This is a genomic window from Collimonas sp. GW821-FHT02H07 (assembly GCF_059421505.1).
In genome coordinates, this window is record NZ_JBWKVC010000001.1 from 21,689 (window position 1) to 36,203 (window position 14,515).

Sequence of the window (14,515 nt, forward strand, 5' to 3'; positions counted from 1 at the left end):
TTCAATGCTTTATTGACAGTCGTTCAGAACTGCCCGGTTGTCGGCGTTCTGCTTGGCGCGCTGGTCGTCACTCATATAGGAACGCTGGCCGTTGGCATCGGTCTGGGCGATGCGCGTGCCGGAATCCAGGGTGCGCTGGTTGGCGCGGGCGCGCGCACAGTTTTCGGCCTTGTCCGAGGCTTGCTTGGCTTCCTGTGCGGTTTTCTTGTTCTTTTCAGCCTGCTCAGCCTTGCGTTTCTGGTAGGCGGCGTCCTGCTCGGCCACGGTAGGAGGGGCAGCCTGGGCCGTTTTTGCATCTGCCGCGTTGTCAGCCGCGCCATCGCTTGTTTCGGCGCTGCCGATGCCGCGCGGCAGGCTTTGTCCCGGCGTCTTGAGAATCCGCTTGTTCGGCACCGAGGTCGGCGGCGGCATGTCTGAATACTGTTTCACACCCTTTTCGTCCAGCCAGATGAATTGCGCCAGGGCAGAGGTCGCTACGCCCAGCAAGACTAGCGCAGCAGCGGTGGAGAAAACGTGTTTCAGGCGAATGGCATTCATTGCTAGTCCTTGGAGCGGGAGGGGTTGTTGAACAGAAGCGCAGATTTCGCCATGATTCATCCCTCATGTCAATCAAACGGTAGTGCTTTGTGGAAATATTTTCTCCTGGCCGCGTAAAATCACGCAAGGTTAGGCGAGTTGCGCGGATTTCTGTATAATTCGCTTTTGCGCCTATAGGAAAAACTATGCGTCTACTTCAGAAAGCACTCACGTTCGATGACGTGCTGTTAGTTCCGGCTTATTCGGACGTCCTCCCCAAAGACACTACCCTCAAAACACGTCTGTCCCGCAATATCGATATCAACATTCCGTTGTTGTCGGCTGCGATGGATACCGTCACTGAAGCGCGGCTGGCTATCGCCATGGCGCAAGAGGGCGGCATCGGCATCATCCACAAGAATCTGACCGCGCAGGAACAGGCGCGCGAAGTGTCCAAGGTCAAACGTTTTGAATCCGGCGTGGTGCGCGATCCGATCACGATCCCGCCCAACATGCGCATCCGTGAAGTGATGGCCTTGTCAGAACTGCATGGCATCAGCGGTTTCCCGGTGGTCGAAGGCAATCGCCTGGTCGGCATCATCACCAACCGCGACCTGCGTTTTGAAGAAGAACTGGACGCCGAAGTCAGCGCCAAGATGACGCCGCGCGACAAGCTGGTCTACGTCAAGGACGGCGCCGATCTGTCGGAAGCCAAGCGCCTGATGAACAAGCACCGCCTGGAACGCGTGATGGTGGTCAACGACGCTTTCGAGCTGCGCGGCCTGATCACGGTCAAGGATATCCAGAAATCGACTTCGCACCCGCTGGCCTCCAAGGACAGCCAGGGCAAGCTGCGCGTAGGCGCCGCGGTGGGTGTTGGCGCCGATAACGAAGAACGCATCGAACTGCTGGTGAAAGCCGGCGTCGACGTCATCGTGGTCGATACCGCGCACGGCCATTCCAAGGGCGTGCTGGATCGCGTCAAGTGGGTCAAGCAGAATTTCCCGCAGGTGGAAGTCATCGGCGGCAACATCGCCACCGCGGCAGCCGCCAAGGCGCTGGCAGACCACGGCGCCGACGGCGTCAAGGTCGGCATCGGTCCCGGCTCGATCTGCACCACGCGCATCGTGGCCGGTGTCGGCGTGCCGCAGATTTCCGCCATCTCCAACGTTGCGCAAGCGCTCAAGGGCACTGGCATTCCATGTATCGCCGACGGCGGTATCCGTTTCTCGGGCGACATCGCCAAGGCGCTGGCCGCCGGCGCCTCGACCGTGATGATGGGCAGCATGTTCGCCGGCACCGAAGAAGCGCCGGGCGAAGTGATCCTGTTCCAGGGCCGCAGCTACAAGTCGTATCGCGGCATGGGCAGCCTGGGTGCGATGTCGGACGGTTCCGCCGACCGCTACTTCCAGGACTCCGCCAACAAGGCCGACAAGTTCGTTCCTGAAGGCATCGAAGGCCGGGTTCCTTACAAGGGCAGCGTCCTGACGATCCTGTACCAGCTGATCGGCGGCGTGCGTTCTTCCATGGGTTACTGCGGTTGCGCCACCATTGACGAGCTGCGCGAGAAAGCTGAATTCGTGGAAATCACCTCGGCCGGCATGCGCGAATCGCATGTCCATGACGTCCAGATTACCAAGGAAGCGCCTAACTATCGGACTGATTGATAGCTGGGTTGTTCAGTGATCTAGTCCAGGAACGCGCCACCTGCAGGGATACTGCCGGTGGCGCGTGCAGTTTAAAGATTCTTATTTTTTGCTAAATCAGCCACCAGGCATCCACCATGCACTCAAAAATCCTCATCCTCGATTTCGGCTCCCAGGTAACCCAGCTGATCGCCCGCCGCGTGCGCGACGCTGGCGTGTTTTCCGAAGTGTTCCCCTACGATGTGTCCGATGAATTCGTCCGCAGCTATGGCGCTTCCGGCATCATCCTGTCGGGCGGCCCGAACAGCGTCACCGACGGCGACACCCCGCGCGCGCCGCAAGCGGTGTTCGAACTGGGCGTGCCGGTCCTCGGCATCTGCTACGGCATGCAAACCATGGCCGAGCAGCTGGGCGGCAAGGTCGAGATGGGCAAGGTACGCGAGTTCGGCTACGCCGAAGTGCGCGCCCGCGGCCACAGCGCGCTGCTGGAAGGCATCAGCGACTTCGTGACGCCGGAATCGCACGCCATGCTGAAGGTCTGGATGAGCCACGGTGACAAGGTCGACCACATGCCGCCCGGCTTCAAGCTGATGGCATCGACCCCGAACTGCCCGATCGCCGGCATGGCCGACGACGAGCGGCGCTTCTATGCAGTGCAGTTCCACCCGGAAGTTACCCACACGGTCAAGGGCGAAGCGATCCTGAGCCGCTTCGTGATCGATATCTGCGGCTGCAAGCCGGACTGGAACATGCCGGACTACATCGCCGAAGCGGTCGAATCCATCCGCAAGCAGGTCGGCAGCGACGAAGTGATCCTCGGCCTCTCCGGCGGCGTCGACAGCAGCGTTGCCGCTGCGCTGATCCACCGCGCCATCGGCGACCAGCTCACTTGCGTGTTCGTCGACCATGGCCTGCTGCGCCTCGACGAAGGCAAGATGGTGATGGAAATGTTTGCCGAAAACCTCGGCGTCAAGGTGATCCATGTCGATGCTACCGCGCAGTTCATGGGCCACCTGGCCGGCGTCAGCGATCCCGAAGCCAAGCGCAAGATCATCGGCCGCGAATTCGTCGAAGTGTTCCAGGTCGAATCCGCCAAGCTGAAGAACGCCAAATGGCTGGCGCAAGGCACGATTTATCCCGACGTGATCGAAAGCGCCGGCAAGGGCAAGAACGCCGCCCACACCATCAAGAGCCATCACAACGTCGGCGGCCTGCCGGAAACCCTGAACCTGAAATTGCTGGAGCCGCTGCGCGAACTGTTCAAGGACGAAGTGCGCAAGCTCGGCGTCGCCCTCGGCCTGCCGCACGCGATGGTGTACCGCCATCCGTTCCCGGGCCCGGGCCTGGGTGTGCGCATCCTCGGCGAAGTCAAAAAGGAATTCGCCGACCTGCTGCGCCGCGCCGACGCCATCTTCATCGAAGAGCTGCGCAACACCAAGGACGACGCCGACGAATCCTGGTACGACAAGACCAGCCAGGCGTTTGCGGTTTTCCTGCCGGTCAAGTCGGTTGGCGTGATGGGCGATGGCCGCACTTACGAATACGTGGTGGCACTGCGCGCGGTGCAGACGCAGGACTTCATGACGGCGCACTGGGCACATCTGCCGCATGAGCTGCTGGGGCGGGTATCGAACCGCATCATCAATGAAGTGCGCGGGATCAATCGCGTGGTTTACGATATCTCCGGGAAGCCGCCTGCGACTATCGAGTGGGAATGATCAATGACCTGATGTCTGGCACTCGCTAGTGTCCAAAAATCGAAATGCCTGAGAGCCCGCGTAAATGCGGGCTTTTTTTTCGCTTCATGGTTTTACATTGATTGGCAAGCCGAAGACTATCGTTGATTCGACAAGAGAGCCTTGGCCAGGCCTGGGCCATTTACGACAAAGCATGGCCGCTTCAGCCAATTAGGATGGCGGTATTTGACAAGGTCGAATATCTTGCCGATTGACGCCGGCAGGTCTGGCCTGCCGTCAACGCCAAGCAGATCTCATGCGTGCTGAAACGCGCTGCCGGGCCGCTGGCTGTGCCAGTTTCAGCAACTGAGATGATTCTCTTTTCTGCGCGTCCTCGGCAATCATCGTCGCCTCAATTTTTCTTCAACGCGCATTTTCCTGAGCCGGCGGCAAGGACAGGATAGGTTTTTAGTTGATTTTTCCCGATCCCTCCTAGTTGTTTAGTCCTGCCCATGCCGGACTAAAAGAGCCAGTCGGTCCTGCTCAAATAGGGACTGATCGTCCATGTATTTGGCTTTTCGGCTACCTATACTCGTTTCAAGGATGCAGGCATTGCAGTCCGATTGAAAAACGAGTCGAACCATGAACAACCCAAATGGAGAAGAGCATGCGATTAATCGACGAACTATCGCATGCCCTCAAGCGTTTCTTCAAGAGAGAGGACGGTGCGTCCCTTATCGAGTGCGCACTGATCGGAGCGCTTGTCATTGTGGTCTGCACGCTGGTGCTGCTCGCCTTGGCGAAGAATGTATAAAAAGACGTCTTGGATGCAAGCCGCAACTGGTTACCGGTCACGTTTGATTTGTATCGCTACTGAGAGAGATCATGCAAGCATTTCAGTCACTACTCGAACTTCTCGGCATGCTCGTCATGGATCCTCGTACGGGTGTCTTGGTTGCTTTGCTGATCGTTGCTTCAATCTGCGATTTCCGGTTCTACAGGATTCCGAACTGGCTAACGGCAAGCGGCACGGCTTTCGGCTTGATTTACAACACGATGGTTCCCATTTCGCTGCACGCCGGTGTTTTATGGGCATTCGAGGGTCTGTTGCTTGGTTTGCTCATGACCTTGCCGCTGTATGCGCTCAAGGTCATGGGAGCGGGCGATGTAAAACTGATGGCCATGGTCGGCGCATTCCTGGGCTTCCCCGCAATATTTTATGCGGCCATATCCACCTTTATCGTAGGTGGCATCTTTGCCTTGGGATTCGCGCTGTTTCACAGAGCGCTGGGACGGATGCTAGGCAACGTAAAGAACATCGTGCAGATCATGATGCTGTCGGCAATCGGGGGCATCAAGCCGGAAGTCCGCCTGGAAGCAAGCCAGTCGGTAGGGAAATTGCCGTATGGCGTCAGCATCGGCATAGGCGCCGCCGGCTATATGGTGGCACGGCAACTAGGTTATTTGTAGCTTGCAAAACAAACCTGACTGGAATCGAAAATGAAAAACGTCAAAGCAATCGGATTGCTCGTGCTGGCAGCGCTGATCGGTCTGGGAGCCGCTGTATATGCGGCCGGGTGGGTGTCGAAGCAGGGCAATATCGCATCCAATAAAGTCGTGATCGCGGCGTCCGATATCGAACTGGGAAGCAAGATCAATGCGCAAATGCTGTCGACAGTTGATTGGCCCAGTGGATCGGTGCCATCAGGCGCCTTTAAAGAAATCAAGGATTTACAGGATCGGGTGGTGAAAGTCGGCGTGCTGCGCGGCGAAGCAATTCTGGACGGCAAGCTGGCGCCGGTAGGTACGCAAGGGGGGCTTTCCGCCGTGATTGCCGAGGGCAAGCGCGCCATGACGGTAAGAGTCAACGACGTGGTCGGGGTGGCTGGATTCGCGCTCCCCGGCAACTATGTAGACGTCATGGTGAATGCGCAGCAGGACAAGAACAAAGGCGAAGAAGGCAAGCAGATCAGCAAGACCGTGCTGGAGCATGTACTGGTGCTGGCGGTGGCGCAGGAAGCCGGCCGCGACGATACCAAGCCGCGGGTAGTCAGTGCGGTGACGCTGGAGTTGACGTTGGAGGATTCGGAAAAACTCGATCTGGCGCGCAGTGTCGGCACGTTATCGCTAGTACTGCGCAACCAGGTCGATAAGAACACGGTAACAACCGTAGGCATTACCAAGAACCAGCTGTTTGGAGAGCGTGTAGAACCGGAAGCAGTGCCAGCCAAGGTTGCTGCTGCCAGGCCCAGGGTGATACGCAGCAAACCGATGGTGGCGTCAGCTTCGCAATCGCAATGTGTCGAAGTCATTCAGAACGGCAGCCGGACGCTCAACTGTTTTTAATTAAAACAATCTAGGGAGCAGTTCAAGTGAACAACAACTACAGAAATGCGATTTTCGTCGCCGCGTTGACCGCGACAGGTGGCGCTTTCGCGGCAACTGCGCCTGTTGCCAGCCACGCTCCAGGTTCTTCTAGCCTGAGACCTTGCGGCTCGGTGACGGTTGATCCTGTCACTTACGTCACTCTTGGCAAGTCGAGTGTCATCAGGCTGGACGTTCCTGCAGCACGCATGCTGGTCGGCGGCCAGTCATCGAACCGGGCTGGCCGGCCGGCTGTATCGAATGACAAGACCGCGCCGCCGGGACCGGCGACTGCGCCTCCGGCTCCGGCGCAAGCGGCTTCGGATGGCGTGGCGGATGTGGACATCACGCTGCTCAGCCCTACCGAACTGTTCTTTCTGGGAAGGTCTGCCGGATCCATGAATGTGGTCTTGCAGAGTTCGGACGGACGCTGCGTCATCAAGGACATCATCGTTACCGTCGATCCGGGTACCTTGCAAGCCAAGCTGAACGAATTGATGCCCGAGGAAACCGGGATCAAGGTACGGGGCGCCGAAAACGCGCTGGTGCTGACGGGCCAAGTCAGCGATGGCGTCAAGCTCGATGAGGCGATCAGCCTGGCTACCGCTTACGGCGACGGCAAGAAGGTGGTCAACATGCTGCGCATCATGACGCCGCAGCAGGTCATGCTGGAAGTGAAGATAGCCGAAGTCAGCAAGACGCTGCTCGACAAGCTCGGGTCGAGCGTCAACCTGACTCGCCCCAGCAATGGCGGAGGCAATGTCTATTCCCTGCTATCCAGTTTTCTCAGCAATGGCGGCGGTTTGCTGCAGGCGCTGAAGATCGGCAGGACTGCGGTAAATCTCGATGGCCAAAAGGATGACGGCCTGGTGCGGGTGTTGGCCGAGCCTAACATCATGGCCATCAGCGGCCAGCAGGCCAGCTTCCTGTCGGGCGGCAAGATCTTCATTCCAGTATCCCAGACCAACAACGCAGGCGTGCCCACCATTACGCTGGAAGAAAAGGAATTCGGCATCGGCGTGAAGTTTACCCCAACGGTGCTGGACGGCACCCGCATCAACCTGAAGATGATCTCGGAAGTATCGGATCTGTCGCAGCTCGGTTCGCCGTTCACGACTGTCGGCGGCGTCACTGCAGTGCTGCCGTCGCTGACGGTGCGGCGGGCGGACACCACCGTGCAGCTCAACGACGGACAAAGCTTCGCCATTGCCGGTCTGATCAAGAACAATGTCACGGAAACCATGAAACGCTTCCCGGGCCTGGGCGAGGTGCCGGTGCTGGGGGCGCTGTTCAGGAGTTCGGAGTTCCAGACCGATCAGACGGAACTGCTGTTCGTGATTACGCCGCATCTGGTGAAACCGCTGGCGGAAGCGCCTGTACTGCCAACGGATAATCATGTCGTGCCTAGTCGTGCAGCGGTTTATTTCAACGGCAGCCTGGAAGGATCCGCCCCAGCTCCGGTTCGGGCTCAAGCTTCAGCTCCCGCCCTAGCTCCAGCTCCAGCTCCAGCTCCAGCTCCAGCTTCAGCTTCAGCTTCAGCTTCAGCCATGGCGCCGGCAGCTGGTTCTGAAGATGCCGCCGCCACTCCTGAAACCAAATAAAAGGAAAGTCCATGAACAAGCTCGCAATCGCACTGTTGCTCGTCCTGACGGCGGGCTGCTCAACGGTTACCCCCAATTACGACACCAAGTTCGGCGAGGCCGTACGCGCAGCCAAACTCAAGATGACCATCAATCCTGACGCCGGCAAGAATCCGGACCAGGTGGCAGGCATGGATGGCAAAGCGGCCAGGGAGGCCATCAATCTCTATCACGGAAGCTTCAAGGCGCCGCCGCCAGCGGTCAACGTCATCAATATTGGCGGCAGCCTCGGCGCCACCCAGTAACGCCGGAATGATGCACCAGCGCTTTTTTAATGATGAAGGCGGCAGGATAAGCCGCCAGTGGAAAAAGGAAGGCCATTTTGTGGCTTTGCAGGAGAAGCAGGTTGTAACCAGGCAGTGTCAGGGTAGTCAATTTCGATTCACAATTCATCTGAAGAGGTCAAGAAATGAACGCTAATCTTAAATTGGTCAAACAATCCATCGCATCCTTTGCGCAGGACGAAGACGGTGCTCAAGTCGTCGAGTATGCGCTGATCATCGCCGTTGTGTCGATCGCGCTGGTTGTGGCATTGAAGGCGCTTACTGCCAACGGCGGCGGTTTTGCAACTTTTATTACTCGGGTAACAAGCTGCCTGACGACAGCGACATGCGCTTGATATCGCTTGGCATCCGCGAGGTGGCTACACAGCCGCCTCGTTCAGCCAGTTCAAAAGGAGATTGTCATGCTTCATCAATTCTTGCGAGAGGAAGACGGCGCCCAGGTCGTTGAGTATGCCTTGATCATTGCTGTCATATCCATTGCACTGGTCGTGGCGCTCCAGGCTCTGACCACCGGCAACAGCTTCTCTAACTTCATTACCCGTGTTGCCACCTGCCTGACGGGCGGGACCTGTACTTGATTTTATTGTCAAAGCCGGGGTCTCGAAAAATCTGTTCGCCGCAATTTTAAAAAGGCGTCACCGTGAACCGAGTTGCCATTCATCGCCAGTGTTACCGCCAGGACGGGGCTGTGATAGTCACTGTATCGCTCGTCCTGCTGTTTTTGCTGGGCTTCATGGCCATTGCCTTGGACTTTGGCCATCTTTTCGTCGTGAAAACAGAGCTGCAGACGGCGATGGATAGTTGTGCGCTGGCGGCCGCGCAAGAGCTTGATGGCGAGAGCACTGCGTTGACGCGCGCTGCCAATGCCGGCATGACCGCGGGAAACCTGAATAGCGTCAATTTCCAGTCTGCCACGTGGAGTGGTCAAGGCAAGCTGGTCGGCACTGAAATTACTTTCAAGGATGCCGCCTACGTTGCTACCAGCGTTCCGGCGAACGCCAAGTATGCACAGTGTCAGCACACGCAATCAGGCGTGAATATGTGGCTGCTGCAATCCATGGGCGCCTTTTCCGGCAACACGGCTGCTTACACGAATACGAAAAATGTCCTGGCGATGGCGGTAGCGACCCGCGCCAGCGCCCAGACCACTTGTCCGGTTCCGGTCGGGCTGAAGCCAAAGACGGGCGGGACAGCGCCGAATTACGGATTTCAGGTCGGCGAGTGGGTCACCATGATCGGCAACGGGACGGTAGTTAATGGTGAAATGGGTTGGTACAACTTGAACGGCAGCACGAATGCCAGCGAGACAAAGACGGAACTTGGCGAGCCAGGATATTGCGGCACCAAGCTAGGGGACACATTAGGAACGCCCGGCATCCAATCTTCTGTGGATACTGTATGGAATTACCGCTTCGGCATCTACAAGAACAATGACCCCGGTCCCAGCGTCGATCATCCCGATTTTTCAGGCTACGCATACACCGCCACCAATTGGACCAACGCAGTCCCGCAAAACACCTGGTCCGGAACGCCGGCAGCCGGCTCGGATCCGAGCGCAGCCAATTTCACCACGAAACGCGCGGCCTTTGCGTCTTATGACGATACCGGAACCAGTGTGAGCAATGGAGACAGCATTACAGGTTTGAGTATGAAAGGTGGTTTCAAGACATTAGCTACGCCAGGCTCTGGCGGACAGCACAATTTGTATGGCTTTAGCAGAAGGCTGGTGACTGCGCCGGTTGTCGACGCCTCGAATAAGGTGATTGATTACGCATGCATGTTCATGCTGCAACCGCTGAGCGGACCGACGGCATCCGTGCAATTGGAATTCCGGGGCAATGCCGGCAGCACCAGCAGTCCATGTACGACGAATGGCTTGGCCGGCGGCGCGGCCGGCCCGCTGGTTCCGGTTTTAGTGCGATAGGAGAGCGGCTATGAAAACCAGACAGACAGGCACGGCGATCGTTGAATTTGCCTTGATCCTGCCATTGCTGCTGCTGCTGACTTTCATCACGACGGAATTCGGCCGGGCGATGTTCCAGTACAACACGATCACCAAGTCAGTGCGCGATGCGGTCCGCTATCTCTCCGTGCAGACGCCGGGAACCCATATCGCCGAAGCGCAAAACCTGGTGGTGTACGGTAACGTCGCCGGGACCGGGACACCTTTGGCGATCGGCCTTACCTTGAGCAACGTGCTGACGCCGACCTGGCAGACGGCCGGTTCCAATCCGTTGATCAACACCGTGCAGATTACCGTGAGCGGCTATCAATTCGTTCCTTTGTATGGAAGCGTGTTTGGCGTTGCATTCGCTGACAAGACGGGCAAGATTTCATACGGGAATATCAGTGCGACCATGCGGAGCCCGCTATGAAAAAGCAATCCGGAGCCACCGTGGTGGAATTCGCGCTGGTGATGATTATCTTCCTGACTTTTCTGCTGGGAATAAGCGATTTCAGCCGCATGCTGTTTACCTGGAGCGCGGCGGCCGAAGCCACCCGGGCCGGGGCGCGCTATGCGGTGGTTTGCGACGACACCGGCCAGAAGGCGAAAGTCCTGGCCAAGATGCAGGCGCTGCTGCCGCAGATCGCCGACATCAACCTGGCGTGGAGCCCTGCCGCATGTACCGCGGCGACCTGCGTAGGGGTGACGGTAACGATTACCAGCCTCAACTATCAGTGGATCTCGCCCATCGCCGGCAGCGCCGCCCTTGCCGCCATCCCGATGCCCGTCTTTTCTACCTATCTGCCGCGGGAAGTCATGCGGCTGGATCCGAACAGCGCTGCAATTTGTTCTTAAAGCCTAGGGAAATGAAAATGAAGATCGCGGTGATTTCTCCCAATCTCAACAACCTGCAGGAAATGGGCAGGATTCTGGGTACGTACTCGCACTCGGCTACCTTGGTCGAAGGCGGTAAAAGCCGAATGCGCATCGTCGCTGAACAGGAGCAGCCGGACCTGATGCTGGTCGAGGGCATGTGCTGCGATCCGGCGGAACTTGCCCAGGTCGAATATATCACCACCCATCACCCAAGCATTGCCGTGATTCTGCTTTGCGCTACTCACACGCCGGAATTCCTGATCAACTCGATGCGCGCCGGCGTACGGGAGGTACTGCCCTCGCCGGTAACAGCTGCTGCGCTGGAGGCCGCTGTCGGCCGCATCGCGGCCAAGCGCATCGGCGGCCGTGCCAAGGCGCTCGGCAGGGTACTGGCGTTCATGCCCTGCAAAGGCGGCAGCGGCGCTACTTTCCTGGCGACCAATCTCGGCTGCCAGCTGGCGGAAACCAAATCCGTGCTGCTGATTGACCTCAACCTGCAATTCGGCGAAGCGCTGTCGTTCGTGCATGACGGCGATCCCGCATCAACCCTGGCCGACGTTGCCCGCGACATCAGCCGGCTGGACGCTTCCTTCCTGGCGGCCAGCACCGTCAGGGTGGCGCCCAACTACAGCATACTGGCGGCGCCGGAGGATCCTGCGCAAGCCATGGAGTTGAAGCCGGAACATATCGATGCCATCCTCAACTTGGCGGTAACGCAGTACGACTTTATATTGCTCGATGCCGGCCGGACCCTGGACACGCTGACGATCAGGGCGCTGGATCGTGCCGACCGCATTTTTCCGGTGTTGCAGGCCGGCTTGCCCTATCTCAGGAATGCCAAGAAGTTGCTGGCGATATTCAGGTCTTTGGGGTATCCGGCGAACAAGGTCGAACTGATCGTCAACCGCTTTGAGAAGAGCGGCGAAATCGGCATTGACGGTATACGGAATTCCTTGGGGGCGATTACCCTGCACACGGTTCCCAATTCGTACAAAGAGGTCAATGCCTCGATCAATCACGGCGACCCGATGATTGAAACGGCGCGTTCCAACGCCGTGACCAAGAACCTGGCGGCGTTCGCGCTGTCGCTCAGTCCCAGGGAAGAAGAAAGCCGCGGTTTGCTGGGCCGCTTGTTCAGGCGGGCGTAAACCGAGCCATATATTTCCAACCACTCCAGCATGAGCCAGCGAGCATAACCGGAGCATATAAAATGTCTTTTCGAGAAAAACTGAACGCCGTCAGGGTAGAGCCGCCTGAGCAAGCCCAGGGGCAGGTCGCAAGCGATGCGTACAAGATGCTGAAAGGCAGGATGCATCTCAAGCTGCTGGACAAGTTCGATTTGACGGCGCTGGAAACCCTGGCGCCCGAGATGCTGCGGCAGGAAATCACTACGATGATCGAGCGCCTGCTGCAGGACGAGCAAGCCTTGATCAACGACGCCGAACGACGTACGCTGATCCGCGACATCCAGCATGAAATGCTTGGCTTCGGCCCGCTCGAATTGCTGATGGCCGATCCGACTGTATCCGACATCCTGGTCAACTCCTACGAACAGATCTATGTGGAACGCAGGGGCAAGCTGGAACTTACCAACGTCACCTTTACCGATGAGAAGCACCTGCTGCGCATCATCGACAAGATCGTATCTTTGGTCGGCCGCCGGATTGACGAATCCAGCCCCATGGTGGACGCCAGGCTGCCTGACGGCTCCCGGGTCAACGCGGTGATTCCGCCGGTGGCGCTGGATGGCCCCATGATGTCGATTCGCCGGTTTGCGCATATTCCGCTCAAGATGAACAATCTGGTCGAGGAATACAAGAGTTTGACTGCGGAAATGGCTTTCATGCTGGAAGGCTTGAGCAAGGCCAAGATCAACATGATCATCTCCGGCGGCACCGGCTCCGGCAAGACCACCTTGCTGAACATCCTGTCCGGATACATTCCGGTATCGGAGCGGATCGTCACTATCGAAGATGCGGCGGAGCTGCAGATGCAGCAGCCGCACGTGGTGCGCATGGAAACGCGGCCGATGAATATCGAGGGCAAGGGCGAGATTACCCAGCGCGCACTGGTGCGCAATGCGCTGCGCATGCGGCCCGACCGGATCGTGATTGGCGAAGTGCGCGGCGCCGAAGCGGCCGACATGCTGCAAGCCATGAACACCGGCCATGAAGGATCGCTCACTACCATCCATGCCAATACGCCGCGGGATGCGCTTTCCAGGCTGGAAAACATGGTCGGCATGGCAAATCTGAATCTGCCGCACAAGGCCGCGCGGCAGCAGATTGCTTCCGCCATCACGGTAATGATTCAATCCATCAGGCTGATCGACGGCAAGCGGAAAATCACCAGCATCCAGGAATTGACCGGCATGGAGGGCGATATCATCACCATGCAAGAGATATTCGCCTTCAAGCAAACCGGCATTGGCATCGAAGGCGAGGTCCAAGGCTATTTTCATGCGACCGGCGTGAGACCGAAGTTTGCAGAGCGTCTGCGCTCGTTTGGCGTGATATTGCCGGACGCGATGTTCGATCCCACCAAACGCTATCAATGAAAGGAGCGGCAATCATGCTGCAATCAATTGGCGGCAACGTCTTCCTGATCTTGTCGGTGCTTGTTTTCATCGCGGTGGTCCTGCTGCTGGAAGGCCTCTTCATGATGTGGAAATCATATCGAGGACCGCAAGCCAGGAAGATTGCCAAGCGCTTGCAGGCGCTCTCCGCTTCTCTTGATAAAACCAAGCAATCGCAGCTGTTGAAACAGCGGATGCTGAGTGAAATTCCGGTATTCGAGCGGATATTGCTGAACCTTCCCAGGGCGCGCAGGCTGGACAGGTTCATTCTCCAGGCGGGGCTCGACTGGACCGTATCCAAACTGCTGCTGTCATGCCTGGCATTGGGCGTAGCGGGGTGCCTGGCGATGACTTTCCTGGTTCATCAATCCATCCTGCTGGGGGCGGCGGTTGGCGTTGCGCTTGGGGTTTTGCCTCTGCTGTATGTGCGTCATAAGCGGAGCCGTCGCCTGGCCAAGATTGAACAGCAGCTGCCTGATGTGCTTGACTTGATCACCAGGGCATTGCGTTCCGGGCACGCATTTTCATCCGGCTTGCAAATGGCCGGAGAAGAAATGGCGGAACCGGTCGCCGGTGAATTCCGCATTGTCCACGACGAAGTCAATTTCGGCGTATCGCTGCAACAGGCGCTGACCAATCTGAGCGAACGGGTGCCGATCACCGATCTGCGTTACTTCGTGGTCGCGGTACTGATTCAGCGCGATTCAGGCGGAAACCTGACCGACGTGCTCAGCAATCTGAGCCGCTTGATACGTGAGCGTCTGAAGCTGCTTTCCAGGGTCAAGGTATTGTCGTCCGAGGGACGGCTGTCGGCCTGGATCCTGGGGCTCATGCCATTCGCATTGGGAGCTGCCATGAGTCTCCTGAATCCGGATTTCATGGCGCCCTTGTGGCACGATCCTATCGGCATTGCGATCATCAAGTACATGCTTATCTTGATGGTCGTCGGCATTTTTGTCCTCAGAAAGATAATCAAGATCCGGGTCTAAGGGA

Annotated in this window: 16 protein-coding genes; 15 read left to right on the forward strand and 1 reads right to left on the reverse strand. The window is 57.9% G+C overall.

The annotated features are described in order from the left end of the window. Positions 1 to 9: 9 nt before the first annotated feature. The gene (locus tag AC07V8_RS00095) at positions 10 to 537 is read right to left on the reverse strand and encodes a DUF4124 domain-containing protein (RefSeq protein WP_494677206.1); all 528 of its coding nucleotides are present in this window, start codon (positions 535 to 537) and stop codon (positions 10 to 12) included. A 185-nt stretch (positions 538 to 722) separates the two neighbouring features. Here AC07V8_RS00095 and guaB point away from each other — a divergent pair, with 185 nt between their 5' ends. The 15 genes from guaB to AC07V8_RS00170 all read left to right on the forward strand — a co-directional run bounded on the left by guaB (position 723) and on the right by AC07V8_RS00170 (position 14,511). Further along, positions 723 to 2,183, forward strand: coding sequence for an IMP dehydrogenase (guaB, locus tag AC07V8_RS00100; protein WP_061533967.1), 1,461 nt, complete (start codon positions 723 to 725; stop codon positions 2,181 to 2,183). A gap of 116 nt (positions 2,184 to 2,299) precedes the next feature. Beyond that, positions 2,300 to 3,880, forward strand: coding sequence for a glutamine-hydrolyzing GMP synthase (gene guaA, locus AC07V8_RS00105; protein WP_494677205.1), 1,581 nt, complete (start codon positions 2,300 to 2,302; stop codon positions 3,878 to 3,880). Between the two features lie 625 nt (positions 3,881 to 4,505). After that, a complete protein-coding gene (locus AC07V8_RS00110) occupies positions 4,506 to 4,652 on the forward strand; it encodes a Flp family type IVb pilin (RefSeq protein ID WP_211443689.1) in 147 nt (48 codons plus the stop codon). Between the two features lie 71 nt (positions 4,653 to 4,723). Further along, entirely contained in the window at positions 4,724 to 5,308 is a 585-nt protein-coding gene (locus tag AC07V8_RS00115; protein WP_494677204.1) for an A24 family peptidase, read from the forward strand. 30 nt (positions 5,309 to 5,338) lie between these two features. Continuing rightward, positions 5,339 to 6,184 carry a Flp pilus assembly protein CpaB gene (gene cpaB / locus AC07V8_RS00120; protein WP_494677203.1) on the forward strand — a complete coding sequence of 282 codons (846 nt, stop codon included), beginning with the start codon at positions 5,339 to 5,341 and terminating at the stop codon, positions 6,182 to 6,184. Positions 6,185 to 6,210: 26 nt separating this feature from the next. After that, complete coding sequence (locus AC07V8_RS00125; RefSeq protein ID WP_494677202.1) at positions 6,211 to 7,803, forward strand: type II and III secretion system protein family protein; 1,593 nt, start codon at positions 6,211 to 6,213, stop codon at positions 7,801 to 7,803. 11 nt (positions 7,804 to 7,814) lie between these two features. Then, positions 7,815 to 8,087 (forward strand): hypothetical protein, encoded by a 273-nt coding sequence (locus tag AC07V8_RS00130; RefSeq protein WP_098493233.1) that lies wholly within the window; start codon positions 7,815 to 7,817, stop codon positions 8,085 to 8,087. A gap of 164 nt (positions 8,088 to 8,251) precedes the next feature. Beyond that, positions 8,252 to 8,461: a Flp family type IVb pilin gene (locus AC07V8_RS00135; protein ID WP_494677201.1), complete on the forward strand. Its 210-nt coding sequence runs from the start codon at positions 8,252 to 8,254 to the stop codon at positions 8,459 to 8,461. 66 nt (positions 8,462 to 8,527) lie between these two features. Further along, positions 8,528 to 8,704, forward strand: coding sequence for a Flp family type IVb pilin (locus AC07V8_RS00140; protein WP_098493231.1), 177 nt, complete (start codon positions 8,528 to 8,530; stop codon positions 8,702 to 8,704). Between the two features lie 62 nt (positions 8,705 to 8,766). Then, positions 8,767 to 10,050: a pilus assembly protein TadG-related protein gene (locus AC07V8_RS00145; RefSeq protein WP_494721438.1), complete on the forward strand. Its 1,284-nt coding sequence runs from the start codon at positions 8,767 to 8,769 to the stop codon at positions 10,048 to 10,050. A 10-nt stretch (positions 10,051 to 10,060) separates the two neighbouring features. Beyond that, positions 10,061 to 10,501 carry a TadE/TadG family type IV pilus assembly protein gene (locus tag AC07V8_RS00150; protein ID WP_494677199.1) on the forward strand — a complete coding sequence of 147 codons (441 nt, stop codon included), beginning with the start codon at positions 10,061 to 10,063 and terminating at the stop codon, positions 10,499 to 10,501. Then, entirely contained in the window at positions 10,498 to 10,926 is a 429-nt protein-coding gene (locus tag AC07V8_RS00155) for a TadE/TadG family type IV pilus assembly protein (protein ID WP_494677198.1), read from the forward strand. The genes AC07V8_RS00150 and AC07V8_RS00155 overlap by 4 nt, the downstream gene beginning before the upstream one ends. A gap of 11 nt (positions 10,927 to 10,937) precedes the next feature. Next, complete coding sequence (locus tag AC07V8_RS00160; RefSeq protein WP_494677197.1) at positions 10,938 to 12,095, forward strand: CpaE/TadZ family protein; 1,158 nt, start codon at positions 10,938 to 10,940, stop codon at positions 12,093 to 12,095. A 62-nt stretch (positions 12,096 to 12,157) separates the two neighbouring features. After that, positions 12,158 to 13,504, forward strand: a complete 1,347-nt coding sequence (locus AC07V8_RS00165; RefSeq protein ID WP_494677196.1) for a TadA family conjugal transfer-associated ATPase — start codon at positions 12,158 to 12,160, stop codon at positions 13,502 to 13,504. Between the two features lie 14 nt (positions 13,505 to 13,518). Continuing rightward, the gene (locus tag AC07V8_RS00170) at positions 13,519 to 14,511 is read left to right on the forward strand and encodes a type II secretion system F family protein (RefSeq protein ID WP_494677195.1); all 993 of its coding nucleotides are present in this window, start codon (positions 13,519 to 13,521) and stop codon (positions 14,509 to 14,511) included. Positions 14,512 to 14,515: the final 4 nt, after the last annotated feature.

What these genes read in the sequence shown, in the direction of transcription:
- AC07V8_RS00095 (WP_494677206.1), bottom strand. Translation starts at nt 537, where the DNA reads ATGAATGCCATTCGCCTGAAACACGTTTTCTCCACCGCTGCTGCGCTA.
- guaB (WP_061533967.1), top strand. Translation starts at nt 723, where the DNA reads ATGCGTCTACTTCAGAAAGCACTCACGTTCGATGACGTGCTGTTAGTT.
- guaA (WP_494677205.1), top strand. Translation starts at nt 2,300, where the DNA reads ATGCACTCAAAAATCCTCATCCTCGATTTCGGCTCCCAGGTAACCCAG.
- AC07V8_RS00110 (WP_211443689.1), top strand. Translation starts at nt 4,506, where the DNA reads ATGCGATTAATCGACGAACTATCGCATGCCCTCAAGCGTTTCTTCAAG.
- AC07V8_RS00115 (WP_494677204.1), top strand. Translation starts at nt 4,724, where the DNA reads ATGCAAGCATTTCAGTCACTACTCGAACTTCTCGGCATGCTCGTCATG.
- cpaB (WP_494677203.1), top strand. Translation starts at nt 5,339, where the DNA reads ATGAAAAACGTCAAAGCAATCGGATTGCTCGTGCTGGCAGCGCTGATC.
- AC07V8_RS00130 (WP_098493233.1), top strand. Translation starts at nt 7,815, where the DNA reads ATGAACAAGCTCGCAATCGCACTGTTGCTCGTCCTGACGGCGGGCTGC.
- AC07V8_RS00135 (WP_494677201.1), top strand. Translation starts at nt 8,252, where the DNA reads ATGAACGCTAATCTTAAATTGGTCAAACAATCCATCGCATCCTTTGCG.
- AC07V8_RS00140 (WP_098493231.1), top strand. Translation starts at nt 8,528, where the DNA reads ATGCTTCATCAATTCTTGCGAGAGGAAGACGGCGCCCAGGTCGTTGAG.
- AC07V8_RS00150 (WP_494677199.1), top strand. Translation starts at nt 10,061, where the DNA reads ATGAAAACCAGACAGACAGGCACGGCGATCGTTGAATTTGCCTTGATC.
- AC07V8_RS00155 (WP_494677198.1), top strand. Translation starts at nt 10,498, where the DNA reads ATGAAAAAGCAATCCGGAGCCACCGTGGTGGAATTCGCGCTGGTGATG.
- AC07V8_RS00160 (WP_494677197.1), top strand. Translation starts at nt 10,938, where the DNA reads ATGAAAATGAAGATCGCGGTGATTTCTCCCAATCTCAACAACCTGCAG.
- AC07V8_RS00165 (WP_494677196.1), top strand. Translation starts at nt 12,158, where the DNA reads ATGTCTTTTCGAGAAAAACTGAACGCCGTCAGGGTAGAGCCGCCTGAG.
- AC07V8_RS00170 (WP_494677195.1), top strand. Translation starts at nt 13,519, where the DNA reads ATGCTGCAATCAATTGGCGGCAACGTCTTCCTGATCTTGTCGGTGCTT.